This window comes from Streptomyces sp. Tu 3180 (assembly GCF_009852415.1).
In the GTDB taxonomy this organism is placed as follows: Bacteria; Actinomycetota; Actinomycetes; order Streptomycetales; family Streptomycetaceae; genus Streptomyces.
The window spans coordinates 784,953-811,859 of sequence record NZ_WOXS01000002.1 but is presented as its reverse complement, the minus strand read 5'-3'; the positions used below and the strand labels follow the sequence as shown (position 1 = coordinate 811,859).

General features: G+C 74.9%; 24 protein-coding genes. 16 read left to right on the top strand and 8 right to left on the bottom strand.

Translation table 11 applies throughout. From position 1 onward, the window contains the following. Positions 1-31 precede the first annotated feature (31 nt). On the bottom strand, positions 32-547 hold the full coding sequence (locus tag GL259_RS04525; protein ID WP_159529366.1) for a hypothetical protein: 516 nt from the start codon (positions 545-547) through the stop codon (positions 32-34). Positions 548-845: 298 nt separating this feature from the next. On the opposite strand from GL259_RS04525, the gene GL259_RS04520 reads away from it, so the two are divergent. From GL259_RS04520 to GL259_RS04500, 5 genes are all read left to right on the top strand, one after another. Continuing rightward, positions 846-1,034, top strand: a complete 189-nt coding sequence (locus GL259_RS04520; protein WP_347814613.1) for a hypothetical protein — start codon at positions 846-848, stop codon at positions 1,032-1,034. Positions 1,035-1,165: 131 nt separating this feature from the next. Continuing rightward, positions 1,166-2,158 carry an alpha/beta hydrolase gene (locus GL259_RS04515; protein ID WP_159529364.1) on the top strand — a complete coding sequence of 331 codons (993 nt, stop codon included), beginning with the start codon at positions 1,166-1,168 and terminating at the stop codon, positions 2,156-2,158. 64 nt (positions 2,159-2,222) lie between these two features. Further along, complete coding sequence (locus tag GL259_RS04510) at positions 2,223-2,633, top strand: hypothetical protein (RefSeq protein ID WP_159529362.1); 411 nt, start codon at positions 2,223-2,225, stop codon at positions 2,631-2,633. A gap of 75 nt (positions 2,634-2,708) precedes the next feature. Continuing rightward, positions 2,709-3,974: a glycosyltransferase family 4 protein gene (locus tag GL259_RS04505; RefSeq protein ID WP_159529360.1), complete on the top strand. Its 1,266-nt coding sequence runs from the start codon at positions 2,709-2,711 to the stop codon at positions 3,972-3,974. After that, complete coding sequence (locus GL259_RS04500; RefSeq protein ID WP_159529358.1) at positions 3,971-4,789, top strand: transferase; 819 nt, start codon at positions 3,971-3,973, stop codon at positions 4,787-4,789. Before GL259_RS04505 ends, GL259_RS04500 begins: the two co-directional genes overlap by 4 nt. Positions 4,790-4,804: 15 nt before the next feature. On the opposite strand, the gene GL259_RS04495 is transcribed toward GL259_RS04500, so the two are convergent. Further along, entirely contained in the window at positions 4,805-5,056 is a 252-nt protein-coding gene (locus tag GL259_RS04495) for a hypothetical protein (RefSeq protein ID WP_159529356.1), read from the bottom strand. Positions 5,057-5,258: 202 nt separating this feature from the next. On the opposite strand from GL259_RS04495, the gene GL259_RS04490 reads away from it, so the two are divergent. The 6 genes from GL259_RS04490 to GL259_RS04465 all read left to right on the top strand — a co-directional run bounded on the left by GL259_RS04490 (position 5,259) and on the right by GL259_RS04465 (position 12,683). Beyond that, a complete protein-coding gene (locus GL259_RS04490; protein WP_159529354.1) occupies positions 5,259-6,395 on the top strand; it encodes a substrate-binding domain-containing protein in 1,137 nt (378 codons plus the stop codon). 118 nt (positions 6,396-6,513) lie between these two features. After that, positions 6,514-7,854, top strand: coding sequence for a sugar ABC transporter substrate-binding protein (locus GL259_RS04485; protein WP_159529352.1), 1,341 nt, complete (start codon positions 6,514-6,516; stop codon positions 7,852-7,854). 27 nt (positions 7,855-7,881) lie between these two features. Then, the gene (locus GL259_RS04480; RefSeq protein WP_159529350.1) at positions 7,882-8,856 is read left to right on the top strand and encodes a sugar ABC transporter permease; all 975 of its coding nucleotides are present in this window, start codon (positions 7,882-7,884) and stop codon (positions 8,854-8,856) included. Next, the gene (locus GL259_RS04475) at positions 8,853-9,716 is read left to right on the top strand and encodes a carbohydrate ABC transporter permease (protein ID WP_159529348.1); all 864 of its coding nucleotides are present in this window, start codon (positions 8,853-8,855) and stop codon (positions 9,714-9,716) included. Before GL259_RS04480 ends, GL259_RS04475 begins: the two co-directional genes overlap by 4 nt. A 31-nt stretch (positions 9,717-9,747) precedes the next feature. Then, positions 9,748-10,788, top strand: a complete 1,041-nt coding sequence (locus tag GL259_RS04470) for a hydroxyacid dehydrogenase (RefSeq protein ID WP_159529346.1) — start codon at positions 9,748-9,750, stop codon at positions 10,786-10,788. After that, positions 10,785-12,683, top strand: a complete 1,899-nt coding sequence (locus tag GL259_RS04465) for a DUF2264 domain-containing protein (protein ID WP_159529344.1) — start codon at positions 10,785-10,787, stop codon at positions 12,681-12,683. Before GL259_RS04470 ends, GL259_RS04465 begins: the two co-directional genes overlap by 4 nt. A gap of 18 nt (positions 12,684-12,701) precedes the next feature. On the opposite strand, the gene GL259_RS04460 is transcribed toward GL259_RS04465, so the two are convergent. Beyond that, a complete protein-coding gene (locus GL259_RS04460) occupies positions 12,702-13,421 on the bottom strand; it encodes a hypothetical protein (protein ID WP_159529342.1) in 720 nt (239 codons plus the stop codon). 556 nt (positions 13,422-13,977) lie between these two features. Here GL259_RS04460 and GL259_RS04455 point away from each other — a divergent pair. Then, entirely contained in the window at positions 13,978-14,832 is an 855-nt protein-coding gene (locus GL259_RS04455) for a hypothetical protein (RefSeq protein WP_159529340.1), read from the top strand. A gap of 134 nt (positions 14,833-14,966) precedes the next feature. Here the strand turns inward: GL259_RS04455 and GL259_RS04450 are convergent, their stop codons facing one another. The 3 genes from GL259_RS04450 to GL259_RS04440 all read right to left on the bottom strand — a co-directional run bounded on the left by GL259_RS04450 (position 14,967) and on the right by GL259_RS04440 (position 18,772). After that, positions 14,967-15,977, bottom strand: a complete 1,011-nt coding sequence (locus tag GL259_RS04450) for an MASE1 domain-containing protein (protein ID WP_208026432.1) — start codon at positions 15,975-15,977, stop codon at positions 14,967-14,969. Between the two features lie 51 nt (positions 15,978-16,028). Next, positions 16,029-16,859 (bottom strand): PP2C family protein-serine/threonine phosphatase, encoded by an 831-nt coding sequence (locus GL259_RS04445; protein ID WP_159529336.1) that lies wholly within the window; start codon positions 16,857-16,859, stop codon positions 16,029-16,031. A 539-nt stretch (positions 16,860-17,398) separates the two neighbouring features. After that, positions 17,399-18,772, bottom strand: coding sequence for an erythromycin esterase family protein (locus tag GL259_RS04440; protein WP_243762248.1), 1,374 nt, complete (start codon positions 18,770-18,772; stop codon positions 17,399-17,401). Between the two features lie 512 nt (positions 18,773-19,284). Between GL259_RS04440 and GL259_RS04435 the strand changes: the two genes are divergently transcribed. Both GL259_RS04435 and GL259_RS04430 read left to right on the top strand, forming a co-directional pair. After that, a complete protein-coding gene (locus tag GL259_RS04435) occupies positions 19,285-19,635 on the top strand; it encodes a hypothetical protein (protein WP_159529334.1) in 351 nt (116 codons plus the stop codon). Between the two features lie 214 nt (positions 19,636-19,849). Beyond that, positions 19,850-21,904 carry a discoidin domain-containing protein gene (locus tag GL259_RS04430; protein ID WP_243762542.1) on the top strand — a complete coding sequence of 685 codons (2,055 nt, stop codon included), beginning with the start codon at positions 19,850-19,852 and terminating at the stop codon, positions 21,902-21,904. A gap of 195 nt (positions 21,905-22,099) precedes the next feature. Here GL259_RS04430 and GL259_RS04425 read toward each other — a convergent pair whose 3' ends face one another. Both GL259_RS04425 and GL259_RS04420 read right to left on the bottom strand, forming a co-directional pair. Next, positions 22,100-23,692 carry a glycerol-3-phosphate dehydrogenase/oxidase gene (locus GL259_RS04425; RefSeq protein WP_159529332.1) on the bottom strand — a complete coding sequence of 531 codons (1,593 nt, stop codon included), beginning with the start codon at positions 23,690-23,692 and terminating at the stop codon, positions 22,100-22,102. Continuing rightward, positions 23,689-24,288 (bottom strand): TetR/AcrR family transcriptional regulator, encoded by a 600-nt coding sequence (locus GL259_RS04420; RefSeq protein WP_159529330.1) that lies wholly within the window; start codon positions 24,286-24,288, stop codon positions 23,689-23,691. The genes GL259_RS04425 and GL259_RS04420 overlap by 4 nt, the downstream gene beginning before the upstream one ends. 74 nt (positions 24,289-24,362) lie before the next feature. Here GL259_RS04420 and GL259_RS04415 point away from each other — a divergent pair, with 74 nt between their 5' ends. Further along, entirely contained in the window at positions 24,363-25,958 is a 1,596-nt protein-coding gene (locus GL259_RS04415; RefSeq protein ID WP_166461424.1) for an FAD-binding oxidoreductase, read from the top strand. 57 nt (positions 25,959-26,015) lie between these two features. Further along, the gene (locus GL259_RS04410) at positions 26,016-26,897 is read left to right on the top strand and encodes a YegS/Rv2252/BmrU family lipid kinase (RefSeq protein ID WP_159529328.1); all 882 of its coding nucleotides are present in this window, start codon (positions 26,016-26,018) and stop codon (positions 26,895-26,897) included. The last annotated feature ends 10 nt before the right edge of the window (positions 26,898-26,907 follow it).

Sequence of the window (26,907 nt, the reverse complement as noted above, 5' to 3'; positions counted from 1 at the left end):
GGTCCGTCCGGCCGGGCGCGGACGGCGCGCGTCAGCCGGACCGGACCGCGGAGGCGGCCGGGGACGGGGAGGTCAGGCCGGCCGGCACGGACGTCGCCGCGGGCAGTTCCGCGGGGGCGTCCTCCGACTGCTGCAGGACGGTGTCGCCGGGCCCCTCGGCCGGTGTGCCCGCGCCGGTGGACAGCTGGGACCAGGCGCCCAGGGCCAGGGCGATCGCGGCGGCCGTGCCCGCCACGCGGCCGACGCGGCGCAGCCTGGCCCGGCCGTCCAGGTCCCGCCAGGACGGGCCCTCCCACGGGTCGTCCGGGCGCCACAGGTCACCGACCGCGTCCGCCGCCCCGTACCGCTGCTCCGCGCCGTCACCGGTGCGCGGCGGCTGCGGCCACCGCCCCGCCGCCCGCTGCCGCGCGGAGGGTTCCCTGGGGGCGGAGGCACGGATGGCGTGCTCGTCGTCGGTGAGGAACCGCTGCCAGACGTCCTCGGGCAGGGAGGGCACGCCGTCCCCGCCCTCCGGCGTTCCGCCGCCGTCCGGCCTCTGCGCGGTCACGTCCGTTCGTTCCTCTCGTGTGCCGGGGCCCGCCGGTGACGCCGCTCGTCCGCACCGGGTCCCGCCAAGATCATTGCACAGCGCAAAAAACCGGGAACGAGGGGCCGGGCCGCTCGCTGCCGTGAGACGGCCGGTCCCGCCGGTCCCGCTCGGAAACCTTACGGGCGGCGGACGTTGCCCGCACCGGCCTCCGCCCCGCCGGTCGCCCATGTCACTCCGGTGGCACCACGCGCACCGCGGCACACGGGGAAGCGGCTGCCGCGGAACGGCGCCGGGTCGCCCGTCCACCCCGATGCGCATGGTCGACCGGCTGATCGCGGCCGGGCTCGCCGACCGGCGGACCAACCCCGTCGACCGCCGGGAGGCGCTGCTGCGGCTCACCGCCTCCCACGAGGCCGGCGGCGAACGGCCCGCCCCCGGACCCGGCGACGCGCAGGCGCATCCCCTCGGCCGGGTGACGGACGGTGCCGGGGCACGCGGGACCTGAGGGCGGCGACCGGGGTTTTGCCGAAGCGGCAACGGACCTCGTCCCGCCCCCGTGGTCCCGTCCATGATCGGCCGTGGCCCCGGCGCACGACGGACCGGGACGCCGCAGGACCCCGGACACCTGGAGACCGCATGTCACCGCACCCCGCGAACGACCTCACGCACCGGCTCGTCCCCTCGCCCGCGGGACGGCTGCACGTGGTGGAGCAGGGCACCGGCCCGCTGGTGCTGCTCGTCCACGGCTTCCCCGAGTCCTGGTACTCCTGGCGCCACCAGCTGCCCGCCCTGGCCGCGGCCGGCTACCGCGCGGCCGCCGTCGACGTCCGCGGCTACGGCCGTTCCTCCAGGCCCGCCGCCACCGACGCCTACCGCATGCTGGAGCTGGTGGCGGACAACGTCGCGGCGGTGCACGCCCTGGGCGAGCGGACCGCCGTGGTCGTCGGCCACGACTGGGGAGCGGCCATCGCCGCGAACTCCGCACTGATCAGGCCGGACGTCTTCCGCGCGGTGGGCATGCTCAGCGTTCCGTACGCCCCGCGCGGCGGCCCGAGGCCGAGCACGGTCTTCGCGTCGCTGGGCGGCGACGACGAGTTCTACGTCTCGTACTTCCAGGAACCCGGCCGCGCCGAGGCCGAGATCGAGCCCGACGTACGCGGCTGGCTCGCCGGTTTCTACGCGGCCCTGTCCGCCGACACCATGCCCGCACCCGGCGCACCCGACCCCCACTTCGTCACCCCGGGCAGGACCCTGCGCGACCGCTTCCCGGCCCACCGGTCGCCCCACTGGCTGAGCGAGGCCGATCTCGACTTCTACGCCGGGGAGTTCGAGCGCACGGGCCTGAGCGGAGCGCTGGCCCGCTACCGCGCCGTGGACCGCGACTGGGCGGACCTGGCCGGCCACGACGGCGCACCCCTCACCCAGCCGTCCCTGTTCGCCGGCGGCGGCCTGGACGCGTCCACCACGTGGATGGCCGACGCGATCGAGGCGTTCCCCCGCACGCTCCCCGGCCTGACGTCCTGTCACATCCTCGACGGCTGCGGCCACTGGATCCAGCAGGAACGCCCCGAGGAGACCAACCGCATCCTGACGGACTGGCTCGCGGAGCTGCCCGGAACGGCGTGCTAGGTTCCCCTCCGGAGGGCGGCCGCGGACAACCGGTGCGGTCGGGCACACGGGACGGTGACACCGGATGACGGCAGACGGCGGCGAGACCCCCGGCGCGCCCGGCGACGACGTCCCGCTCCCGCGGATCCTGTGCGACACGGCCGCGCTGGCGGCCCTCGGCGACGCGCCCGCAGGTGCCCTGTGGCGGCTCGCCGAGTCCGGCCGGCAACTCGACGCCAACGTCGTCCGCCTCCCGCCCGGACACCGGGTCGACACCCACCGCGAGCCCGACCTCGACGTCCTCCTGCTGGTGCTGGCCGGCGACGGCACCCTGACCGCCCCCGACGGCACGCACCCCCTCCCCGCCGGCACCCTGACCTGGCTCCCGCACGCTTCCACCCGCGCCCTCGCGGCCGGTCCCGAGGGGCTGACCTACCTCACCGTCCACCGCCGCCGCCCCGGCATGCGCGTCCAGCGGCCCGGCAACGGCAGTTGAACGGCCGGTGACCACCACGGCCACGAAGTGATAACAGCGGACAACTCCTGAACGCTTTTCGCGGTCTAGACCGCCATGAAGATCTCTTTTCTGATCCACAACGCCTACGGGATCGGAGGCACGATCACCACCACGTTCAACCTGGCGGGCGCCCTCGCCGAACGGCACGACGTGGAGGTCGTCTCCGTGTTACGGCACCGGGAGCACCCCAACCTCACGCCGCACCCCGGGGTGGGACTGCGCGCACTGGTGGACCTGCGGCGGGAGAAGGACCATCCGCTGCACCGGAGACCGGCCAGGGTGTTCCCCTCCGCCGAGTACCGCCACCACCAGTACAGCGAACTGACCGACCAGCGGATCGCCGAGTGCCTGGAGGGCACGGACGCCGACGTGGTCATCGGCACCCGCCCGGGTCTCAACGTGCACCTCGCGCTCCAGGCCCCCCGGCACGTCGCACGCGTCGGCCAGGAACACCTCACCCTGGACAACCACTCGCCCGCGCTGCGCACCGCGCTGCGCCGCGCCTACCGCCACCTCGACGTGCTCACCACCGTCACCGAGGCGGACGCCGGCGCCTACCGGCGCAGGATGCGGCTGCCCGGCGTACGGGTGGAGGCCCTCGCCAACAGCGTCCCCGACCCCGTCCTGCCCGCCGCGGACGGCAGCGCCAAAATCGTGATCGCGGCCGGCCGGCTGGTCCCGGTGAAGCGGTACGACCTGATCATCGAGGCGTTCGCCCGGGTCGTCGCCGAGTTTCCCGACTGGCGGTTGCGCATCTACGGCAAGGGCGAGGAAGAGGACCGGCTGCGCGCACGGATCGAGACGCTCGGCCTGTGGAACAACGTCTTCCTCATGGGCGCGGCCACCCCCATGGAAGCCGAGTGGGTCAAGGGCTCGATCGGCGCGGCCGCGTCCGACTTCGAGCCGTTCGGCATGACCATCGTCGAGGCGATGCGCTGCGGACTGCCCGTCGTGAGCACCGACTGCCCCTACGGGCCGGGCGAGATCATCAAGGACGGCGAGGACGGCCGGCTGGTGCCGGTCGGGGACGGCAGGGCCTTCGGCGCGGCGCTCCTGGACCTGATACGCGACGACGAGCGGCGCCGCCGCATGGGCAGGGCGGCCGTCGACCACGCACGCCGGTTCGCCCCCGGGCCGGTCGTGGCGCGGGCGGAACGCCTCCTGGAGGAGGCGGTGGAGGCCAGGAGAGGCGGACGGCGCGGCGCACCCGGCCGGGGCGGGATGCACCACGCCCTCCTCACCCGGGGCCACGCCGCCCGTGACCTCGCCCACGCCGCCGCCTTCGGGGCGCTGCGCACCGTACGGAAGGGACGCCGATGAGCACCGCACGCACCACGGAACTCCGCGCCGACTGCTCGGCCGGCACCGACGGCCGGATCACCTTCCGCCTGCGGCTGCCGCAGGCGGAAGCAGGCGCGGCGCACCCCCGGCTGCTGCTGGTCCTGCGGCCGAAGAAGGGACGGCCCGAGGAGGCGTCGCACGTCCTCGGCCTCGAACCCGGCGGCGACCACCTCCGCGCCGTGCTGGAACCCCGGCCGGTGCTCGCGGAGGGCCGCTGGGACGCGTACCTGCTGCGCGGACCGGACGCCGGACGCGAGCGGCTGCGCCCCGGGCTGCGGGACCTGCGGCTGCTCGTCGACGGGGGCGCGCGCCAGTGGACGTCCCCGGTGGCCGTCAGGGTGCCGTACGCCACCAAGGACGGCTTCCTCGCCCTCCGCGCCTGGCGGCGCACCGCCCACGCGGAGGCCGGACCCATCGACATCGCGGACGGGGCGATGACGGTCCGCGCCCGTCTCCACGGCGCCGAACTCTCCGGGGACGCCGCCGTGCGGCTGCGGCTGCGCGGCGGGGGAACCGAGCGCGAGTACCGGCCCCGCCCGGCGGGGGACGGGGACTTCTCCTTCACGGTCGACTACGCGGAACTGGCGGAGGGGACCCCGGGCTCCCGGGTCTGGGACGCCTTCCTCCGGCCCGCGGCCGGCGCGCCCCCGGTCAGGATCGGCCGCCTGTTCGACGACGTGGCGGACCGCAAGGGGGTGTACGTGTACCCGAGGGTCACCGTCGGCGGGGCCGCCGTACGGCCCTACTACACCGTCGACAACGACCTCGCCGTGGAGGTGACCGCGGCCGGCTGACCGCGGGGAGCCGGCTCAGCGGGCCCGACGGGCCGACCGCTCGTGGGCCCGCAGCTTCTCCGGCGTCAGGATCCGGTACAGGCCGTCGATGCCGTCCGGCCCCGCGGTCGCGCACACCGGCGCCGCGACCGTCCCGTCCTTGACGACCAGCAGCGCGGGCAGGCCGTTGACGTCGGCCGGGCGGAACTCGCCGCCGGGGACGGACTTCCGCACGAAGGTGCTGGTCCGGGCCACCCGCTCGACACCGGTGACCTCCACGCGGGCCACGGCCGCCGCACCCGCCCCGGGCGGCCCGCTCGCCATGATCCCGGGCGCGATCCGGCGCGCCCCCGGCCGACGGCGGGCACCGTGACCGGTGTCCGCCGTCGGCCGGCCGTCCGGCGCCGTACCGGCCACCGCCGAGGCCCTCCGGCCGATCGTTATGATGCCCGTATCGTTCAAACGAACATCCAGGCGCGGGAGGGGTCCCATGCGGGAGCCGGTCGAGCTCAGGAGACAGCGGATCCTGGCCGCGATCGAGGCCCGCGGTTCGGCGCGGGTGAGCGACCTCGCCGCCGAGCTGCAGGTGTCGGTGGTGACGGTGCGCCGGGACGTGGAGGAGCTGGCCCGCGAGGGCAGGCTGCGGCGCGGGCACGGCGTCGTCCGCTCCGCCCTCGCCGCACAGGAACCGCCCGCGACGACGCCCCCGGACGGGGACGCGGTGGCCGTCGTCGTCCCGGAGCGGCACTCCTACCTCTACGAGTCCCTGCACGGCGCCCGGTCGGTGCTCGAGGCGGCCGGCAAGCGCATCGCGCTGCACATCGCGCCGCAGGTGGCCGGTGCCGAGCGGCCCCTGGTGGAGCGGGCCCTCGCGGACGGCGCCACGGGCCTTCTGCTGGCCCCGCGCTGGCGCACCCGGGCCGACGAGGAGGGCGACTGCGCCTGGCTCGCCGCGCTGGACGTGCCCGCGGTGCTGATGGAGCGGCGGCCCCGGGCGGGCAGCGCGCTGCACGCGATGGACTCGGTCTGCTCCGACCACGGCTACGGCGCCCGGCTCGCCGTGCAGCACCTGGTGGAACTCGGCCACCGGCGGATCGTGTTCGCCACCCGGGACGACAGCCCCACCGCGCGCACCCTGCGGGCCGCGTTCGCGCGGATCGCCGAGGAGCATCCGCTGGTGGAGCGGTGGGCGTGGACGCTGAGCGCCCCGGGGGCGGGCCAGGACGGTCCGTACACGGCCCGGGAGACGGCGGAGCTGTCCGCGCTGCTGCGCGAGACGGGCGCCACGGCGGCGGTGCTGCACGGCGACGTCGACGCGCTGATGCTCGTGCAGCAGCTGGCGGACGACGGCGTGCGGGTGCCCGAGGACTGCTCGGTCGTGGCGTACGACGACGTGGTGGCCGGGCTCGGGACCACGCCGCTGACGGCCGTCGCCCCGCCCAAGGCGGACGTCGGACGGGCCGCGGCGGAGCTGCTGCTCCAGCGGCTCGACGCGCCGCGCGGCCCCGCGGGGCCGGTGCGGCGGATCGAACTGCTGCCGGCGCTGAGCGTGCGCGGATCGACCCGTGCGCGGGCCGGCTCCGGGGAACGGGCGGAGCGAGCAGGACGAGCGCGACCAACGCGATGAGCGTTTGAACGTTTCATTTTCTTCTGATCGATCTATTGACCGTTTGTCGGTCGGGCGTTGAGGATTCCCGTGTCCCGAACAGCCGTGTCCCCGACACGCAGGAGCCGCGGGAGGCGCCATGCCCGGTCGACACCCCCGTCGATCCGTGCTCGCCGCGATGGCCGCCGCGCCGCTGACAGGAGCCCTGGGCGCCTGCAGCGGGGGAGCGCAGGCCCCGTCACGCAGCACGAGAGGTACCAGCAAGGCCACACGCGTCACCTTCTGGTCCGCCCTGCGCGGCAGCCAGGAGGTCGTCGACGCCTTCAACCGCACGCACGACCGCATCCAGGTCGACTTCCAGCAGATCCCCTCCGGCGGCCAGGGCGGCTACGCCAAGCTCAGCAACGCCGCCCGGGCCGGCAACGCCCCCGACGTCGCCACGATCGAGTACCCGCAGGTGCCGGGCTTCGCCATCGACGGCGTCGCCCTCGACGTCACCGACCTGGTCGGCGACTCCCTGCGGGCGAAGCTGCTGCCCCAGGCCTTCGGCCTGACCACCTTCCAGGGACGGACGTTCAGCGTGCCGCTGGACGTGGAGCCCATGGTCATGCACTACCGCGCCGACCTCTTCGACCGCTACGGACTGGAGGTCCCGCGCACCTGGGAGGAGTTCGCCGCCCTCGCGTCCACCGTGCGCCGCAAGGCGCCCGACCGGCGGCTCGTGCTGTTCCCCACCGACGGGGCCACCCAGTTCGCCGCCTACTCCTGGCAGGCGGGGGCCCAGTGGTTCGACACCCGCGACGGCGCCTGGAACGTCTCCCTCGCCGACGCGCCGACCCGGCGCGTGGCGGCGTACTGGCAGGACCTCATCGACCGCGGCGACGTCTTCGTGAACGCCGTCGAGAGCAGGCAGTCCGACGCCCAGATCGGGGGCGGCCTGGTCCTCACCCGGCTCAGCGGGGCCTGGGACGCCGGTGCCCAGATGAACGCCCGCCCCGGTCAGCGAGACCAGTGGCGCATCGCCCCGCTGCCGCAGTGGGACCCGGGCCGCCCCGCCGTCGGCACGCACGGCGGCTCCACGTTCGCCGTCACCAAGGACAGCCGCCACCCCGAGGCGGCGATGGAGTTCATCGAGTGGCAGGTCTCCCACCCCGACGCCCTGCGCGCCCGCCTCTCCAGCGGCACCAGCAGCCAGTACCCGGCGGCCTCCGCCCTGGTCGCGGTCGGCCGGGACGCCTTCGACCGGTCCTACTACGGCGGCCAGGACGTCTACGGCCTCTTCCGGCAGGAGGCGGAGAAGATCCGCGACGGCTGGGTCTGGGGCCCGCGGATGACCGCCACCGGCAAGGTCATGCAGGACTCCTTCGCCCGCGTCGGCGCGGGCCGCGGCTCCCTCGTCGACGCGGTGCGCGCCGCCCAGGAGGGCACCATGCCCGACCTGCTGGCCCTCGGCCTGTCGACCACCCAGCACAGCACCTGAGCCGCCCGAAAGGCAGGTGACACCCTCATGACCGCGACCACCGGGCACCCCGTGCGGACCCCCGCACCGCCCACCGTCCTCCCCGCCGGCCGTCTCCGCAGGACCGCCCGCCGCCGCCGGCTGGGCGCCTGCGGCGTGCTGATGACGCCCTTCTTCCTCCTGCTGGTCACCGTCTTCCTCGTCCCCGTCGGCACGGCGGTGTACCTGAGCTTCCACAGCGACGACCAGCCCGGCCTCGGCTTCGGTCCCGAGCGCACCGTCTTCGTGGGACTGCGCGCCTACGCCGCCGTCCTGACCGACCCGACCTTCCTCGGCGGACTCGGCACCGTCGCCCTGTACTGCCTGGTCTACATCCCGCTCGTGGTGGCCGGCGCGCTCGCCCTCGCCCTGCTGCTGGACTCCGGAGCCGTCCGCCTGCGCGCCTGGGCCCAGCTCGGTCTCTTCCTGCCGCACGCGGTGCCCGGCATCATCGCCGCCCTGATCTGGCTGTACCTGTACACCCCCGGCATCAGCCCGGTCGTCGACCTGCTCGCCCGCGCCGACGTCACCGTCGACTTCCTGGGCGTGCACACCGTCCTGCCGTCCATCGTGAACATCGCCCTGTGGAGCAACCTCGGCTACAACACGGTGGTCTTCTACGCCGCCCTGCAGGCCGTTCCCCGCGAGGTGATCGAGGCCGCCGTCGTCGACGGCGCCGGCCCCGTGCGCACCGCGCTCCGGGTCAAGACCCCGCTGGTGCGGGCCTCCACCGTGATGGTCGCGATGTTCACCCTGATCTGGGCCCTGCAGCTGTTCACCGAGCCGATGCTGCTCAGCCAGTCCTCACCGATGATCAACTCCCGGTTCTCGCCCAGCATGTACATCTACGACGCGGCCTTCACCCGCAACAACTACAGCCTGGCCGCGGCCGCCTCGGTCGTCCTGCTGCTGTGCACCGTCGCCCTGTCCTACGGCGTCACCCGCTTCACCAGCCGCAACGCCGCCGCCGAGGAGGCCCGATGAGCGTCACCGACAGCACCCGGCCGCACCCCCGGCTGCTGGGCCGGGCCACGGTCAACGCCGTCGTCGGCCTGTCCGTCCTCTACACGCTGCTGCCCGTGCTGTGGCTGGTGCTCGCCGCCGCCAAGAACCGGGACGCGCTGTTCGGCAGCGACCTGCTGTCCCTGGGCGACTTCTCCTTCCTGCGGAACCTGGGCGACCTGTTCGCCATGGACGGCGGCCTGTACGGACGCTGGTACGTCAACAGCCTGCTGTACGCCGTGCTCGGCGCCGCCGTCGGCTCGCTGGTGAGCGTCGCCTGCGGCTACGCCTTCGACAAGTACCGCTTCCGGCACAAGGAGAAGCTGTTCGGGCTGGTGCTCGCCGCCGTCATGGTGCCGCAGACCGTCCTCGCCCTGCCGCTGTACCTGATGGCCTCCGGGGCGGGAGTCGTCAACACCTTCTGGGCGGTGTTCGTCCCGGTCCTGTTCAACCCGTTCGGCGTCTACCTCGGCCGCGTCTTCAGCCAGGGCTACGTGCCCGACGAGGTGCTGGAGGCCGCGCGCATCGACGGCGCGGGGGAGCTGACCACCTACGTCCGGGTGGCGCTGCGGATGCTCGGCCCCGGCCTGGTCACCGTCTTCCTCTTCCAGCTCACCGCGATCTGGAACAACTTCTTCCTGCCCATGGTGATGCTGTCCGACCAGGACCTGTATCCCGTCAGCCTCGGCCTGTACCAGTGGAACAGCTCCGCGTCGGTCTCGCCGGAGTACTACCCCGTCGTCATCATGGGGGCGCTGCTCGCCGTGCTGCCGCTCGTCCTCGCCTTCGCCCTGCTCCAGCGCTTCTGGCGCAGCGGTCTGACCGCCGGCGCCGTGAAGTGACCCCGCACCCGCAAGGAGTTCCGTCATCGCCATGACCGAGTCCACCTCGTCCACGTCCGGCCCCGGCTCCCGCCCCCGCGCCGCACTGGCCATGTCCCCGGACGCCGCCTCGGCGGTCCTCGACCCCGACTCGCTCGCCGCCCTCGCCGCGCTGTGCGACCTGGCACCCCTGCCGGTGCTGGACGACCTGACCACGCCCCGGGCCCGCTCCGTGCTCTCCGGCGTGGAGCTGCTGGTCACCGGCTGGGGCTGCCCGCCCCTGGACGCGGACGCGCTGCGGGCGGCGCCCCGTCTGCGGGCCGTCGTGCACACCGCCGGCAGCGTACGCGGCCACGTCACCGACGCCTGCTGGGACCGCGGCATCGAGGTCTCCTCCGCCGCCGCGGCCAACGCCCTGCCGGTCGCGGAGTACACCCTCGCCATGATCCTGCTCACCGGCAAGCGGGTCCTGGAGAGCGCGCGCGGCTACCGCGCCTCGCGCACCCGGCCGGACTGGCTGCGCACCCCCCGCTCGGTCGGCAACCACCGCCGCACCGTGGGCGTCCTGTCGGCGTCCTCCATCGGCCGCCGGGTCGTCGAACTGCTGCGCCCGCACGACGTCGACGTACTGCTGTACGACCCGTTCGTCGACGAACGCGAGGCCGGGGAGCTCGGGGTGGAGCGCGTCGGGCTGGCGGAGCTGTTCCGGCGCGCCGACACCGTGAGCGTGCACACCCCGCTGCTGCCCGGGACGCGCGGCCTGGTCAGCCGTGAGCTGATCGACTCCATGCGCCCCGACGCCGTCCTGATCAACACGGCGCGCGGCGCGGTCGTCGACCAGGACGCGCTCACCGACGCCGCGCTGGCCGGCCGCGTCCGCGCCGTGCTCGACGTGACCGACCCCGAAGTCCTGCCGCACGACCACCCGTTGTGGCAGTGCGAGAACGTCCTCCTCACCCCCCATCTCGCCGGCTCCCAGGGCAACGAGTGGCGCCGGCTGGCCGATCTCGCCCTCCGCGAGATCGCGCGCTGGGCCTCCGGCGACGGCTTCCTCCACCCCGTACGACGCGAAAGGCTGGCCTTCCTGGCATGAACATCCCGTTCGAACTGCCCGCCGAGAACCGTCACTCGAGTCCCCGCACCGGTTACACCCGCGCCCACTGGGAGGCCGTGGCGGACGGGCTCCTCACGGCGGCCTGGCGCTGGAGCACCCCCGGGTGCGCGCTGCTGGACCTGCCGGGGCGCCCCTCGCGCTCGGGCGTGCGCTCCGACGGGCTGGAGGGGTACGCGAGGACGTTCCTCGCCGCCGCCTTCCGCGTCGCCGGAGCGGACGGGGACGACCCCCACGGACTGCTGGAGCGCTACGCGCAGGGCCTCGCCTGCGGCACCCGCACCCCCGGGCGCGACGACACCGAGTCCTGGCCGCTGATCCTCGACCACGACGTGCAGGGCCAGCCGATGGTCGAGTCGGCGTCGGTCGCCCTCGGCCTGCGGCTGACCGCACCCTGGTTGTGGAAGCACCTCGACGCCGGCGTCCAGGACCGCGCGGAGCAGTGGCTGCGGGGCGCGCTGCGGCACACCCCGGCGCCCAACAACTGGTACCTCTTCCCCTACACGGTCGCCGGGTTCCTGGAGTCCGTCGGCCGCGGTGACGCCGAGACGGCGGCGGCCCGCCGGCGCGCGCTGGACCTGCTGGAGAGCTGGTACCGGGGCGACGGCTGGTACGCCGACGGGGACGGCCGCGCCTTCGACCACTACAACGGCTGGGCGCTGCACCTGTACCCGGTGCTCGACGCCCACCTCTCCGGCGACGCGGACGCCCTGGCCCACCACGGAGCCCGGCTGCGCACCCACCTGGAGGGCCTGTCCCTGATGTCCGGCGCGGACGGGGCGCCGCTGCACTTCGGCCGGTCGCTGACGTACCGCTTCGCCGCCTCGGCGGCCGTCGCGCTGGGCGCGGTGACCGGCCACACCCCGCTGGCGCCGGGCGCCTCGCGCCGCATCGCGAGCGGCGGCCTGCGGTACTTCCTGGAGCGGGGCGCGCTGACCGCCGACGGACTGCTGAGCGCGGGCTGGCACGGCCCGCACGAGGCCACCCTGCAGAGCTACTCGGGCCCCGCGTCACCGTACTGGGCGTCGAAGGCCTTCGTCGCCCTGCTCGCCCCCGCCGACCACGCCCTCTGGACGGCCCGCGAGGAGGCCGCCCCGGTGGAGGAGTCCGACCGCGTGCTGGCACTGCCCGCGCCGGGACTGCTCGTCCAGGCCACGCGGGCCGACGGGATCGTACGCCTGCACAACCACGGCAGCGACCACGTGCGCCCGCACGAGGGCGAGACGGCGGACGGGGACGACCCGCACTACGGACGCCAGGCCTATTCCACCCGCACCGGCCCCACGGCGCCCGGGAACGTCCCGGACAACCACCTGTCGGTGGAGGTCGGCGGCCGGCGCAGTGTGCGCCGCCGCGTCCACCCCCTGGGCGCCGGGCACGGTGACGGCTGGGGCTGGGCGGCCTCCTGGCACCGGCCGGTCTTCGCCGGGGGCCCGCCGATGGTCCCGGGCCTGCGGGTGGACAGCGTCACGGTGGCGCACGGCCGGTACGAGCTGCGGGTGCACCGGGTCGTGGGAGCGCCGGAGGGGGCACGTCTCACCCACACCGGCTGGGCCACCGGCCCCGAGGAGCCCCTGACGTCCGCCCTGCACGGCCTGCACGGCTGGGACAGCCCCTCCCCGGACCTCGTCCGCGCTCCCCGGGGCACGGCCTGGACCCGCTGGGCCCGGGTGCCGCGCCTCACCGGCCGGTGCGGGGGCACCTCCGTGCACGTCGTCCTGGCGTCCCTCACCGCGGACCCCAGCGCCGCACCCTTGGCGGAGGCCGTCGAGGAGGTGCTGGTGAACGACGCGACGATCGAGGTCACGTGGGCGGACGGCGCCACCCGCACCCGGATCGCCCTCGACCCGGTGGAGGTGCGCCACACACAGCGGTGAGCGGGCGACGAGGCGGTGTCAGGCCCGCGCCGCCTCCTCGTCCGCCGCGGTCCGCCCGGTGCCGTCGGGCGCCGTGTAGAAGACCGACGAGCCTTGCTTGGTGCGCTGGGCCCGGTTGCGGGCGACCAGGCCCTCCAGGGTGTTGCGCACCACCGTGGTCCTGATGGTGCGTTCGGGGTGGGCCTGCCCGAGGGCGCCGGCGATCTCCGCCGCCGAGCGCGGCTCGCTCTGCTCGTCCAGGTGCCGGCGGACGAGCTCGACCAGCTTGGGTCCCTCCGGCCTGGCCGTCCGGGCCTCGGACCGGTCCGCCCTCGCCGCGGACGACCTGCCCGCGGACTTCCCCGAGGCGGTGCGCGCGCCCGCCTTCTTCGTCCGCTTCGGCCTGCCCGCCCTCGTCCCGGCGCCGCTCCTCCCGCGCGGCGCCGGGACGGTCGCGCCGCCCGCCGCCGTGTCCGCGGCCTCGGGCGTGTCCACGGGCTCGGGCGGTGCCACGCCTTCGGACGTGTCCACGGGCCCGGGCGTGTCGGCGGGTTCGGCGGGCGCCGCGGCGAGGCCCAGGGCCTGCCGCATGGTCACCAGAAGGGCGTGGTCGTGCCGGAGCACGGCCAACTGCTCCTGGAGCGCGGCGATCTCCGCGGTGACGCGCTCCTGCTCCTTGACGTTGCGCTCCAAGTCGTTCGCGACCTGGGCGGTGTACTGCGACGTGAGGTCGGTGACGGCGGTCGGACTCCCGGACATGGCGGTGCCCCTTTCTTCCTCTGGTTCCCCGATGGCCAGCAATGGTACGGCCGGGCGGGGTTGACCGTTTCTCCTTCGAACGGCCGGCGGTTGACGTCCTCGTGCGGGACGGGGGACCCGGACTCCCCGGAGGTTGTGCGCCTTCCGCCGACACGAGGGACGGGAGCCGGACCCCTCCCCCCGGCTGCCGCGAGCGTCGGCCTCGCCGGGCGCACACGTGATCCGGCGGCGGAGAACTCGTCCTCCCGCACCACCGGTGACGACGCGCCCGCGGCAGCGCCGCGCCGGCGGACGTCACCGTCACCGGATCGGCCGAGGGGGCGTGGTGGCCGACCCCGGCGCGCGGCCGGTGAGCGCCCGGCGACGCGACACCCGTGCGGTACTCCGCCGGACGGGCCCGTACTCCGTCGGGTGCGGCTCCTTCACCCGTCCGGGCGTCGGGCCGAGGTCCTCGGGAGCCGGGCGGCACCGTCCCGGGGAAGGGCAGATGGGGGACTTCCCCGGACTCGCGCGGAGAGCTGACGTGTTTCTGAACAGTCGAAGCCAGGCTGAGGGCATGGCTTCATCCATCGACTGCCCGTACCGTTCGCGTCACCGCGCTCCGTCCCGGAGCGGCCGGCGATCCGGCGGCCCCGTCCGGGTGCGCGGCCGTGCGCCGTGGCCGGCCGCCGTCCTCGTCGTGCTGGCGGCCCTGACCGGATGCGGGGCGTCCACCGGCACCGCGGCGCGGGACACCCCGGCGGCCACCGCGCCGGAGGGCGGGCCGTCCGACACCGCGAGGACCGCGCGGGGCCGGGCCGGCGCCGGAGCGCAGACGCGACCACCCGCCCGGCTCCCCGGCCTCGGCCCCCGGACACTGGCGTGGATTCCCGGGAACGCCCGCCAGGTGGTCGTCGTCACCGGCCTGGGCAGGGACGCCAACCGCTCCGAGGTCGTGCTGCACCAGCACACCGGCTCCGGTTGGGAGGCGGGTCCGGTGTGGCCCGCGCGCAACGCCCTCAGGGGCTGGACCGACGATCACCGGGCGGGCGACCTGCGCTCACCCATCGGCGTGTTCACCCTCGGCGACGCCGGGGGACTGCTGCCCGATCCCGGCACGGAACTGCCGTACGACCAGTCGGACGGGTTCAGCGTCAGCGGCAGGGGCCTCCTGGGGGAGCCGCTGGAGGGGTCCTTCGACTACGTCATCGCCATCGACTACAACCGCGAGCCGGGCACGTCCCCGCTGGACCTGACCCGCCCGCTCGGTGCCGACAAGGGCGGCGGCATCTGGCTGCACGTCGACCACCAGGGGCCCACCCAGGGCTGCGTGAGCCTGGACAAGCGCCACATGAGGGAACTCCTGCGCGCCCTCGACCCCGACCTGCACCCGGTGATCGTCATGGGCGACGCCGACTCCCTGCGCGAGTGAGGCCGGTGCGCGGCAGGTCGTCGCAGTGGTCGGGAGACACGGGCAGGACGTGATCCGTTCGGGGTGCGGCTCCTGGTCCGGCGGCACGTTCCCGCGCGCGGGCGCGTGTCCGGCGCCCGCCTGCTCCGACCCGGTCACCCGGTCCGGCTCTGCGGCCGCCCGTCCTCCTCCCGCGAGGGCCGGCCGGACGCGGATTCCCCCGCTGTCAGATGCTCCAGTACCTCGACCAGCTCCTGGCAGGCGCGCTCCACGGACCGTCTGGTGTTGTGCTGCTCGGTGATCACCGCGGACAGCAGCAGGGCGGTCAGGGCCACCGCCCCGTTGAAGGCCTGAAGGTTGATCATGACCTCCAGATCGGACAACCGCTCGAACGGTCCGACGCGGTCGGTCGCCGCGACGGTGGCCAAGACGGAGGCGAACAGGGCGCACGGCATGCTGCCGGCGAGCTGGAACCGCAGGGCCACCCAGATCAGCAGCGGGTAGACGGCGAACAGCAGACTGGCCCGGTTGTGGGTCACCAGCGGCACGATGCAGCCCGCGAGGACCGCCAGACCCACCGCCTCCTCCCATCTCGACCAGCGCAACGGCAGGCGCGTCCGGTACAGCGTGAGCAGTACCGGTGTGACGAGCAGGACGCCCATCGCGTCGCCCACCCACCAGGCCAGCCAGACCCACCAGAAGCTCCGTGCCGGGAGGTCGCCCGTGGCGACGAGGAGGCCGGCGCCGGCGGACGAGCTGATCAGCATGGCCGGGAAGGCGCCGAGGAACACCAGGGCGAGACAGTCGCGCATGCGCGTGAGGTCGGTGCGGAAGCCCGTCCTGCGCAGCAGGAGGTATCCGCACACGGGCGCGGCGGTGTTTCCCACGAGCACGCCGAGCGAGGAGGGTTGCAGCGTGGTGAGGTGCATGAGGACGAGCAGGGCGCCCAGCGCGATGCCCACCCAGCAGCGCAGCCCGAAGACCAGCAGGGCGGCGACGGCCACTCCCGTCGGCGGCCAGATGGGCGAGAACACCGCACCGCCGACGGTCAGGTCGCGCAGCAGCCCCAGCCGTCCCCCCGCGTAGTAGCAGGCGGCGACGGCCAGCGTCTCGAGCACGAAGACGACCGGTGCACGCAGATCCTGCCTGACCACCACACAAGCCATCAGACACCGGGGCCGCCGCATCGGCGAGGCGGGACGCGCGGGCCTGCGGCCCTATGGCTGAGCGGCCGGCCCGTCGTGCCCGATCACCAGGACGGCCGCGTCGTCGTCGTGCCCCACCCGCTCCGCGCCCTTGAGCACGGCGGCCGCGAGCGCGTCCGCGTCCATGCGCGCGACCGCGGCGATGCCCGCGAGCCGCACCACCTGGTCCAGTCCCTCGTCGAGCCGCATGGACGGGCCCTCCACGACCCCGTCGGTGACCAGGACGAACACGCCGCCCGTGTCGAGCCGGTACCGGGTCACCGGGTACACCGCCGCGGGCAGGATCCCCAGGGGCGGGCCTCCCTCGTCCTCCGTCACCCCGGACCGGCCGTCCGCGGTGGCCCACACGCACGGCAGGTGCCCGGCCCGTGCGCTCTCCAGCACCCGGGCGACCGGGTCGAGCCGTATGAAGGTACAGGTGGCGAACAGGTCCGAGTTCAGGGACAGCAGCAGTTCGTTGGTCCGGGCGAGGAGCTCGCCCGGTTCGCTGTCGACGGAGGCGAGCGCCCGGAGCCCGACCCGGACCTGCCCCATGAAGGCGGCCGCCTCGATGTTGTGCCCCTGCACGTCGCCGATGGACAGGCCGATGCGGCCGTCGGGCATCGTGAAGGCGTCGTACCAGTCACCGCCCACGTTGAGTCCCTGGTAGGCCGGCGCGTACCGCACGGCCAGCCGTACCCCGTCGGCGGCCGGCAGCCTCCTGGGCAGCATGCCGCGTTGCAGGGCGACGGCCAGTTCGACCCGGGAGCGCTGCACCTCCGCCTGCGCCCGCGCCTGAGCCGTCAGCGTCCTGAGCCTGACCAGAAGCTCGTCGCCGTCGTCCGTGGAGCCGGTGCGGGACATGGATCACTCACTCGGGCGAGGACACGCGCGTTCGGTGGCCGCCCTCGGTGGACAAAGCCTCATTTATATATGCAAAGGGATGATAGTCAGAAGGGAGACGGCCGGGCCAGTCGCACCGGGTGCACCCGCCTCCCGCGCGGGGTGCGCCCGGCCGGTCGCCGGACGCGTCTGGTGCTCCAGTGCGGTTTCGTGATCCATCGGCCCGGATTGCCGGCCGCCGCCCGGCTTCCCGGGTACGCGGCCTCGAAGTGCGGTCGGTGGGGGGGGCCGCGGAAGGAACGCGCGCGGAGCCGGAGTCCGGCGAAGTCCCGTCGGGCCGGCGTGGGGTGTGACGAGCGCGCCGCACAGGAACAGGGGGCGTCCCGACGCGTGTTTCCGGGCTCGGACCCGCTGCCCTCGCACCGGGCGGCCGGCCGTCCACGGATCGCCGGGACGCGGACGAACACGCGGTGCCGGGGCCGAGCGAGTCGGCTCCGGCACCCACGCGTGGACCGGTCCCTCAGCCGCAGTGGAGGAGCGGCTGGAGGCCGGCGGAGAGGTCAGCCGCGCGGAAGCGGGCGGCTCGGGCGGATCTCGTGCAGGTACACCAGCGCGTCCACCGACCTGAGCAGGTTGACCCGGTCCGGGTCCCGGGGCCAGTGCGTGCCGATCTCCCGTTTGGGCCGGGGAGCGTCCAGCCAGGTGCGGGCCGCGGGTGGCGCGACGCGCAGGTCGAGGTACCAGTTCCGGTGACTCACCCGGTCCAGGGTGCGCTCGACCGAGTCGGGCGCGGCGGGCGTCGAGCGGAACGCCCGCACGTCCTCGTCGCGGGGCTCGGCGACGCCCCGGTCGGTGGCGTTGAAGGAACCGCGGCCGAAGGCCAGGCCCACGGCCCGGTAACCGTCCCCGAGCGCGCGGCGGAGCAGGCCGCCCCGGACGACCGGGTAGTCCGGGTCGTAGCCCTCCAGGTACACGTGGCCGTTGTGGGCGGCCAGCACCGTCCGGTCGCCCGTCTGCCGGAGCCACCAGAGGGTGTTCTCCGCCATGACGGTGTCGCGGTAGGCCAGGGCCTCGCGCGCTTGTCCCGGGTCGTCGTAGTCGAAGGCGTACTGGCGCGCGACCTGGTCGACGGCGGTGGCGTGCCGGACCGCCCAGGCGTGGCCGTCGTCCGTCCCGGCGGGTTCGCGGGCGCGGAGCAGCGCGAGGACGCGGCCGGTGCGCTCGGCCTTCTCCTGCCGCACGGCCGAAGGCTCGTTGAGGTAGGTCACCATGTACTCACCGGCGGGCAGGGCGGGGCGCAGTCCCCGGTACAGCTCGGTGACGGCGGGCAGCAGGTCGGGGTGGGCGTGCCGGACGTGTCCGACGACCCGGTCGTACAGATCGGGGCCCGCGTGACTGCTGTCGTTGCCGGCGAACCTGACCGGATCGCCGGGGTGGGCGACGTTGTACGCGCGCATCCACCGGATCAGGTCCAGGACTTCGCCGGTGTGCATGAACAGGTAGGCGTTGTGGAGTTCCTCGGACATGATCCGGGCGGGGTCGCCGCGTCCGGTGAGCAGGTGGTCGTTCAGCCGGAGCCCGGTGCTCCAGGGAGCTTCGAGCACGAAGGAGCGGAAGCCCTTCTCCTCGACGAGGTACCGGAACACCCGGTGCTGGAGGGCGAGGAAGTCGTGGCCGCCGTGGGCGGCCTGCCCGACGCCGACCAGCCGGGCGCCACCCACCGTCTCCCCCAGGGGACGCAGGTCGTCGAAGGGCCCGGTGGGCTCCACGGTGCGCAGCGGACGGGCGGCCCCTTCCAGGGCGGGCAGCGGGTCGTCGGCGGTCGCGGGAGCCCCGTCCGAGGTCCCGGGATCCCCGCCGGCCGGGGCCGCCGCGACCGTCCCCGGGAGGGCGGTGAGCCAGACGAGCAGCGCGGCGGCGAGCCGTCTTGTCATGGAGGGTGCCCTGACGCCAGCGTCCCTGCCGGGGCGTCGGACCGCCCTCCGCGCGTCACCCGACCGGAGCAACGCCGCGGTCGGCCCGCCGGGCCGCCGGCGTGCTGTCCCAGGCCCTTGCGGGCTTCGCGGGGCTGCTTCGGGCGGACCTCACCCACCGCTCCCGTGCTGCACGTGGGCCGCGGGGGCACCCCGCGGATGCGGGGGTGCTCCGGCGCGGAGACGGCCACGCGGAGGAAGGCCGCGTCCTCCCCGCCGCCGCGGGGTGTTCCCCGAGCACCGACAGGGCGAGGGGCGGTCCTGGTCCACCGGGGCCGCCCCCGCATCCGGAGGGTGGCCGGAGCGTCGGCTGAGGGATCGTCCGCGCGCCCTGCCCCGAGGCTGCGCCGCACAGTCCACCGGCGGCACGGGCCGCAGCTCCGGATTCCTGACGGGGGAACGGACAGACGACGGATCTGTGCTCCTTCCGTCGCACAGATCACGGAACCGCGCCGGAGCACTAGGCTGTGCGCATGGAGCAGCGCGAGATCATGCAGCGGGGAGTCGGCATCCTCACCGAGGCCCTCGAGATGCGACGGCGGCTGCGCGAGGACCCGGACGCCGACGTGACCGGGAACGGGGCCGTCTCCAAGCTCCTGGAGGAGATGATCCCGCACATCCAGCTGCCGGCCGACGCGAGCGCGCGGGAGGTGGCGGACATCGTCACCGAGAAGCTGGGCCCCGCCATCGTGCAGATCACCTCCGCGCTCACCTTCGCCTTCGTGCAGCTGGCGGAGGTCCACGACGAGGGCCGCACGGACGTGTCCTCGGCGGACGTCCTGCGCTCCATCTCCCTGCGCCACGAGACCGGCGCGCAGGGGTGACCGGCGCGCCGGAAACGGTGAATGTGTCACCGGGCTGACAACCCGGAGCGTCCCCCCGCGCCGCCGGTGGCGTTTTCGGTGAGGCGTTCCGCGTCCTGCGCCCCGAACCCTTGACTCCTTGCGCGGCAGTGGCGATCCTCGCCGCATATCTTGCACCGGTCATGACAAATTGACGGACCGGGCCGCCGACGGAGGGACGTGGGCAGTGACCGGCATTCGACGTCCGTATCGCCCGCACCACCGGCCCCTCGCCGCCGGCCTGCTCCTCCTCCTGCTGGCCGCGCTCCTCGGCCCGACGCCCAGCTCCGCGGCCGGCGACGACTGGTGGGAGCCGACCGCGCGGCCCGTGCCCGATTCCCGGGTCGGCGTCACCGGCGCGCCGTTCACGGGCACCGACTCCCGCGGCGAGGTCCGCGGATTCGTCGACGCGCACGACCACATCATGTCCAACGAGGCGTTCGGCGGCCGGCTCATCTGCGGCAGGCCGTTCTCCGCGAAGGGGATCGCCGACGCGCTCCAGGACTGCCCCGAGCACTACCCCGACGGCTCGCTCGCGATCTTCGACTTCATCACCGGCGGCGGTGACGGCAGGCACGACCCGGTCGGCTGGCCCACGTTCGAGGACTGGCCCGCGCACGACTCGCTGACCCACCAGCAGAACTACTACGCCTGGATCGAGCGGGCCTGGCGCGGCGGCCAGCGGGTGCTGGTGAACGACCTGGTCACCAACGGCGTGATCTGCTCCGTGTACTTCTTCAAGGACCGCGGCTGCGACGAGATGACGTCCATCCGGCTGCAGGCGAGGCTGACGTACGACATGCAGGCCTACGTCGACCGGATGTACGGCGGGCCGGGCAAGGGCTGGTTCCGGATCGTCACCGACAGCGCGCAGGCCCGCGAGGTCGTCGAACAGGGCAGGCTCGCGGTCGTCCTCGGCGTCGAGACCTCCGAACCGTTCGGGTGCAAGCAGATCCTGGACGTCCCGCAGTGCGACAGGGCCGACATCGACGCCGGACTGGACGAGTTGCACGCGCTGGGCGTGCGCAGCATGTTCCTGTGCCACAAGTTCGACAACGCGCTGTGCGGGGTGCGCTTCGACGAGGGCGCGCTCGGCACCGCGATCAACGTCGGGCAGTTCCTGTCGACCGGCACCTTCTGGCGCACGGAGCGGTGCACGGGCCCCCAGCACGACAACCCCATCGGCCGGGCCGCCGTGCCCGGGGCCGAGAAGCACCTCCCGGCGGGCGTGGCGGTCCCGGCGTACGACGAGGACGCCCGGTGCAACGTCCGCGGGCTCACCGAACTCGGCGAGTACGCCGTGCGCGGCATGATGGAACGCCACATGATGCTCGAGATCGACCACATGAGCGTGAAGGCCGCCGGGCGGGTGCTGGACGTCTTCGAGGCCGAGTCGTACCCCGGCGTGATCTCGTCGCACAGCTGGATGGACCTGGACTGGACCGAGCGGGTCTACGGACTCGGCGGTTTCGTCGCCCAGTACATGCACGGCTCGGAGGGGTTCGTCGCGGAGGCGAGGCGCACGGAGGCGCTGCGCGACGCGTACGGCGTGGGCTACGGCTACGGCACGGACATGAACGGCGTCGGCGGGTGGCCGGCCCCGCGCGGCGCGGAGGCCCCGAACCCCGTCACGTACCCCTTCCGCAGTGTCGACGGCGGGTCCGTCATCGACCGGCAGACCACCGGCGAACGCACCTGGGACCTGAACACCGACGGAGCCGCGCACTACGGCCTCGTCCCCGACTGGATCGAGGACATCCGGCGCGTCGGCGGGCAGGACGTGGTGGACGACCTCTTCCGGGGCGCCGAGTCCTACCTCGACACCTGGGGCGCCTCCGAGCGGCACCGGCCCGGCGCCGACCTCGCCGAGGGCGCGTCCGCGACGGCCAGTTCGACGGAGTGGAACCCGTTCACCAGCCGTGCGCCCGGCCGCGCCGTGGACGGGGACCGGGGCACCCGGTGGGCCAGCGGCTGGAGCGACGACCAGTGGCTGCGGATCGACCTCGGCTCCACGCGGCAGGTCGGGCGCGTGACGCTCGACTGGGAGCGGGCCTACGGGACGTCGTACCGCATCGAGCTCTCCGCCGACGGCGTGCACTGGCGGACCGCCTGGTCCACCGCGTCCGGCGACGGCGGCCTGGACACGGCCCGGTTCGCCGCCGCACCGGCCCGCCACGTCCGCGTCCAGTTCCTGGACCGGGCGACCGACTGGGGGTACTCGCTCCACGAGGTCGGCGTCCACGGCGGGTGACCGCGTCGCCCGCCCGGCACGCCCCGCGGCCCGCTCACCCGCGGGACGCGTGACGCGGGGCGGTCCCGCGTCCCGAGCGGGCCGGCCGCGGCGCCGCGAGGGGCCCGCTCGCCCGGGCCGGGCGGACGGAGCGGAAGCCCTGGCGTCCCCCCGGGCCGGCCGGTAAGCGCTCGGCCGCCGTCGGCCCCGCCGCGATCACCCCGTGCGGTCGAGGCCCGGGGCGTCGTCCAGCAGCCCGCGCACGGCGTCCAGGGCCGCCTCCCGGTCGGCCGGCACCAGCCCGATGCGGGTACGGCGGTCGAGGAGGTCGTCCTCGTCGAGCGCACCCTCGTGGCGCAGCGACCAGAGCAGTTCGGCACCGGTGACGGGGTACGAGGGCAGGACCGGCTCGCCGAGCCGGGCGTCCCGCGCGCCGAGCGCGTGGACGGCCGGCGCCTCCGTGCCGTAGCGCCGCACCAGGCGGCGCGGCGCGGGCAGGGCGGCGAGGACGTGCGGCGCGGCGGCGCCCACCAGCGGCAGGGACGCGGTGACGGACGGGCCGGCCGGCAGGCGACGGACGCGGACGGCCGTGTCGACGGCGTCCTGGGCCATGCGCCGGTAGGTGGTGAGCTTGCCGCCGACGACGGTGACGACGCCCTCGGACGAGGTGAGCACGGCGTGCCGCCGCGAGATGTCGGCGGTCCGGGTCGCCGCGGTCGCCGCACCGGAGGAGGCCGTGGTGTCCAGCAGCGGGCGCAGCCCGGCGAACGCCCCGGCGACGGCGTCGCGGTGGACCGGGACGTCCAGGACGGAGCCGAGGACGTCGAGGAGGAAGCCGATGTCCGACTCGGGAGCCTCGGGGACGTCGGGGACGTCGCCGTCCACGGGCTCGTCGGTGAGCCCCACGTAGACCCGGCCGTCGTCCTGGGGCAGGACGAGCACGAAGCGGTTGGTCTCCCCGGGGACCGGGACGTGCAGGCCCGCCGGCAGGGGGCCGAGGCGGTCGGGGCGCAGCACGAGGTGGGTCCCGCGCGAGGGCCGGATGCGGATGCCGTCGACGAGGCCGCCCGCCCAGACGCCGGAGGCGTTGATCACCGCGCGGGCGCGGATCTCGCCCTCCTCACCGGTGAGCTCGTCGCGGATCCGGGCGCCGGACCCGGTCAGCTCCAGGGCCCGGACCCGGGTCAGGACCCGCGCCCCGCGCGCGGCGGCGGTGCGGGCGAGGGCGGTCACCAGGCGGGCGTCGTCGGTGAGCCGGCCGTCCCAGGACAGCAGCCCGCCGCGCAGGCCGTCGCCCCGCAGGGCCGGGGCGAGGTGGCGGGTCTCCACCGCGGAGAGCCGGCGCGGCGGCGGCAGCGTGGCCCGCGCGGTGCGGGCGGCCAGGCGCAGGGTGTCGCCGGCCCGGAGACCGGCCCGGGCCAGTGCGGCCTGACCGCGGGAGACCATCGGGGTGAGGGGCAGCACGAACGGCTGGGCGCGCACCAGGTGCGGCGCGGTGCGCTCCATCAGCACGCCGCGCTCCACCGCGCTCTCGTGGGCGACGTCGAGCTGTGCGGAGGCGAGGTAGCGCAGCCCGCCGTGGATGAGCTTGCTGCTGAAGCGGGAGGTGCCGAAGGCCAGGTCGTGGGCGTCGACGGCGACCACGTCCAGACCGCGCGCCGCGGCGTCCAGGGCGGCCCCGGCGCCGGTGGCGCCGAGTCCGACGACCAGGACGTCGACGGCCGGACCGCCGACGGTCCGGGTCAGTTCGCGGGCGCGCCGGCCGGCGGACAGGGAGGAGCCCGGGGACGGGCCGCTGGGGGAGTTCACGGGGCGAGGGTCCTCTCCAGGACGTGGCGCAGTTCCCCGAGGAAGGCCTCGGCGGCGAGTTCGGGATCGTCCTCGTCGGTCATGGTCCGCAGGGACAGGGTGAAGGACTGGGCGATCAGCAGCACGGACCGGGCCTGCCGCTCGGCGTGCCCGGCGCGCACCGAGCCGTCCGCGTGTCCTTCGCGCAGGGCGTCGGCCAGCAGCTCCAGGAGGGTGTCCTGGCTCGCGCCGCGCCGGTCCAGCACGTAGGGGAGGAGCAGTTCGGGGTCGACCTCGACGATCTTGCGGAAGAGCGGGTGCTCGCCGAAGGCGCGCACCGTCGCCACCAGCCCGTCGACGAGCAGAGCGCGCAGCGGCGTCCCCGGCCGGCGCTCGGGCATGGCCGCGGTGGCCACCCCGACCCACTCCCGGGTCATCAGGTCGCCGACCAGTGACCGCACGTCGGGCCATCGCCGGTACAGCGTCATCCGGGAGACCCCCGCGCGGCGGGCCACGTCGGTCAGCGTGGTGCGGCGGACGCCGACGGCCAGGACGCAGTCGCGGACCGCGTCGAGCACCGTGTCGTTGTCCGAACGGTTGTGACGAATAGGCGTCATGTGTAACAGTGTAACGCCCCGTGGGGCCGTCGGGCGACGGCATCGCTCACTCCGACCCGTGAAGGACGACAGCCATGGACATGCTGTGGAGCGGCTGGGGCGACCCGGCCGAGGCGAAGCCGCTGCCCGACACGGTGATCGGGCTGTTGCGCGATCTGCTCGGCGTCAAGCCGCGCGAGAGCGGGCCGGTCGCCCTGGAGGACGTGACGGTCCCCGCGCCGGAGTGGGAACCGGCCGCGCACCGCGCCCTGGTGGCCGCCGTCGGCGGCGAGGAGCACGTGCGCACCGACCCGCAGACACGGATCCGGCACACACGCGGCAAGTCCACCCCCGACCTGCTGCGCATCCGCGCGGGCGACGTCACCGACGTCCCGGCGGCCGTCGTGCTCCCGGCCGGCCACGACGAGGTGCTCGCCGTCCTCGGCGCCTGCGCCGAACACGGCCTCGCCGTGGTGCCGTTCGGCGGCGGCACCTCCGTCGTCGGCGGACTCGCCCCCGAACGGCGCGGCCCCTTCGTCGCCCTGGACCTGCGGCGCATGGACGGCCTGCTCGCCCTCGACCCGGTCTCCCGCACCGCCACCCTGCAGCCCGGTCTGCGCGCCCCGCGGGCCGAGGCGCTGCTCGCCGAACACGGCTTCACCCTCGGCCACTTCCCCCAGTCCTACGAGTGGGCCACCGTCGGCGGCTTCGCCGCCACCCGCTCCAGCGGCCAGGCGTCCGCCGGGTACGGCCGCTTCGACGAGATGGTGCTCGCCCTCACCCTCGCCACGCCGCGGGGCACCCTGGACACCGGCCGCGCCCCGCGCTCGGCCGCCGGACCCGACCTGCGCCAGCTGATCCTGGGCTCCGAGGGGGCCTTCGGCGTCATCACGTCGGTGACGGTGCGGATCCGCCCCGTCCCGCGCGTCCGCGTCCACGAGGGCTGGCGCTTCGCCTCCTTCGAGGAGGGGACGGCCGCACTGCGCCGGCTCGCCCAGGACGGCCCGCGCCCGACGGTGCTGCGCCTGTCCGACGAGACCGAGACGCTGATCGGCCTCGCCCGGCCCGACGCGATCGGCTCCGGCGTGCGGGAGTCGTCGGCCGGCTGCACGGCCGTCGCCGGCTACGAGGGCACGGAGGAGGACACCGCCTACCGCAGGGAACGCGCCGCAGCCGTCCTGCGCGCGTGCGGCGGAACGCCCCTGGGCGAGGAACCGGGACGGCACTGGGCCGAGGGCCGTTACTCGGCGCCGTACCTGCGCGACGCGCTCCTCGACGCCGGGGCGTTCGTGGAGACGCTCGAGACGGCGACGTTCTGGTCCCGCGTCCCCGGACTGTACGCCGCCGTCCGCGACGCCCTGACCGGGACGCTCACCGGGGCCGGCACCCCGCCGCTGGTGATGTGCCACATCTCCCACGTCTACGAGAACGGCGCCTCGCTGTACTTCACCGTGGTCTCGGCGCAGGGCGAGGACGCCGTGGCGCACTGGACACGAGCCAAGCACGCCGCCAACGAGGCGATCCTCGCCGCCGGCGGCACCATCAGCCACCACCACGGGGTCGGCACCGACCACCGGGACTGGTACCTCCGCGAGGCCGGCCCCCTCGGCGCGGACGCCCTGCGCGCCGTGAAGCGGCGACTGGACCCGGACGGGGTGCTCAGCCCCGGCGTGCTCCTGCCCGCCGACTGAACCCCACCCCGCCGGACCCACCTTCCGTCCCCATCCGTCGGCGCCCGGAGGCACCCGATGCGACAGTTCACCGCCGTCGTCAATCCCCATGCGGGCGGATCCACCGGCACCGCCGCGCTCCTCGCCCTCGCGCGGCTGCTGCGGGAGGCGGGGGCCGGGCTGCGGACCGAGTACAGCCGCAGCCTGGACCACGCGCGGAGCGTGGCCCGTGCCGCCGGGGAACAGGGGCGGGTGGTCCTCGCCGTCGGCGGGGACGGCATGGCCGGGTGCGTCGGCGGCGCCCTCTCCGGGACGGGCGCCGTGCTCGGGCTCGTCCCGGCCGGCCGGGGCAACGACTTCGCCCGGGCGCTCGGGCTGCCCCCGGACCCGGCCGCCCTCTCCCGGCTCCTGCTGCACGGCGAACCCCGCTCCGTCGACACCGTCGAGGTCCGGTCGGCCGTGCACGACCGCGCCGTCGTCCTCGGCGGCGTGTACGCCGGCGTGGACGCGCTCGCCAACCACCACGCCAACCGGGCCAGGGTGCTGCGCGGCTCCGCCTCCTACTACGCGGGCGGCCTGCGCGCCGTCACCACCTGGCGGACGGCCCGCTACCGGGTCACCGTCGACGGCGAGGAGCACGCGCACGCCGGTTACACGGTGGTCGCCGCCAACTCCGGCTACTACGGGTCCGGCCGCCTCATCGCGCCGGACGCCCGGGTGGACGACGGCCTGCTGGACGTGGTGATGATCCGGGAGGCGCCCCGGCGCCTGTTCTTCACCCTGATGAACGAGCTGCGGACGGGCGGCCACGTGCACCGGCCCGAGGTGCGGGTCCTCAGGGGCAGGGAGATCCGCATCTCGGCCGACCGCGACGTCCCCTACGGCGCGGACGGCGAGGTGGAGGCCGTTCTCCCGGTGACGGCCAGGGTCCTGCCCGGAGCACTGCGCGTGCTGTGCTGACCGCGCGGAC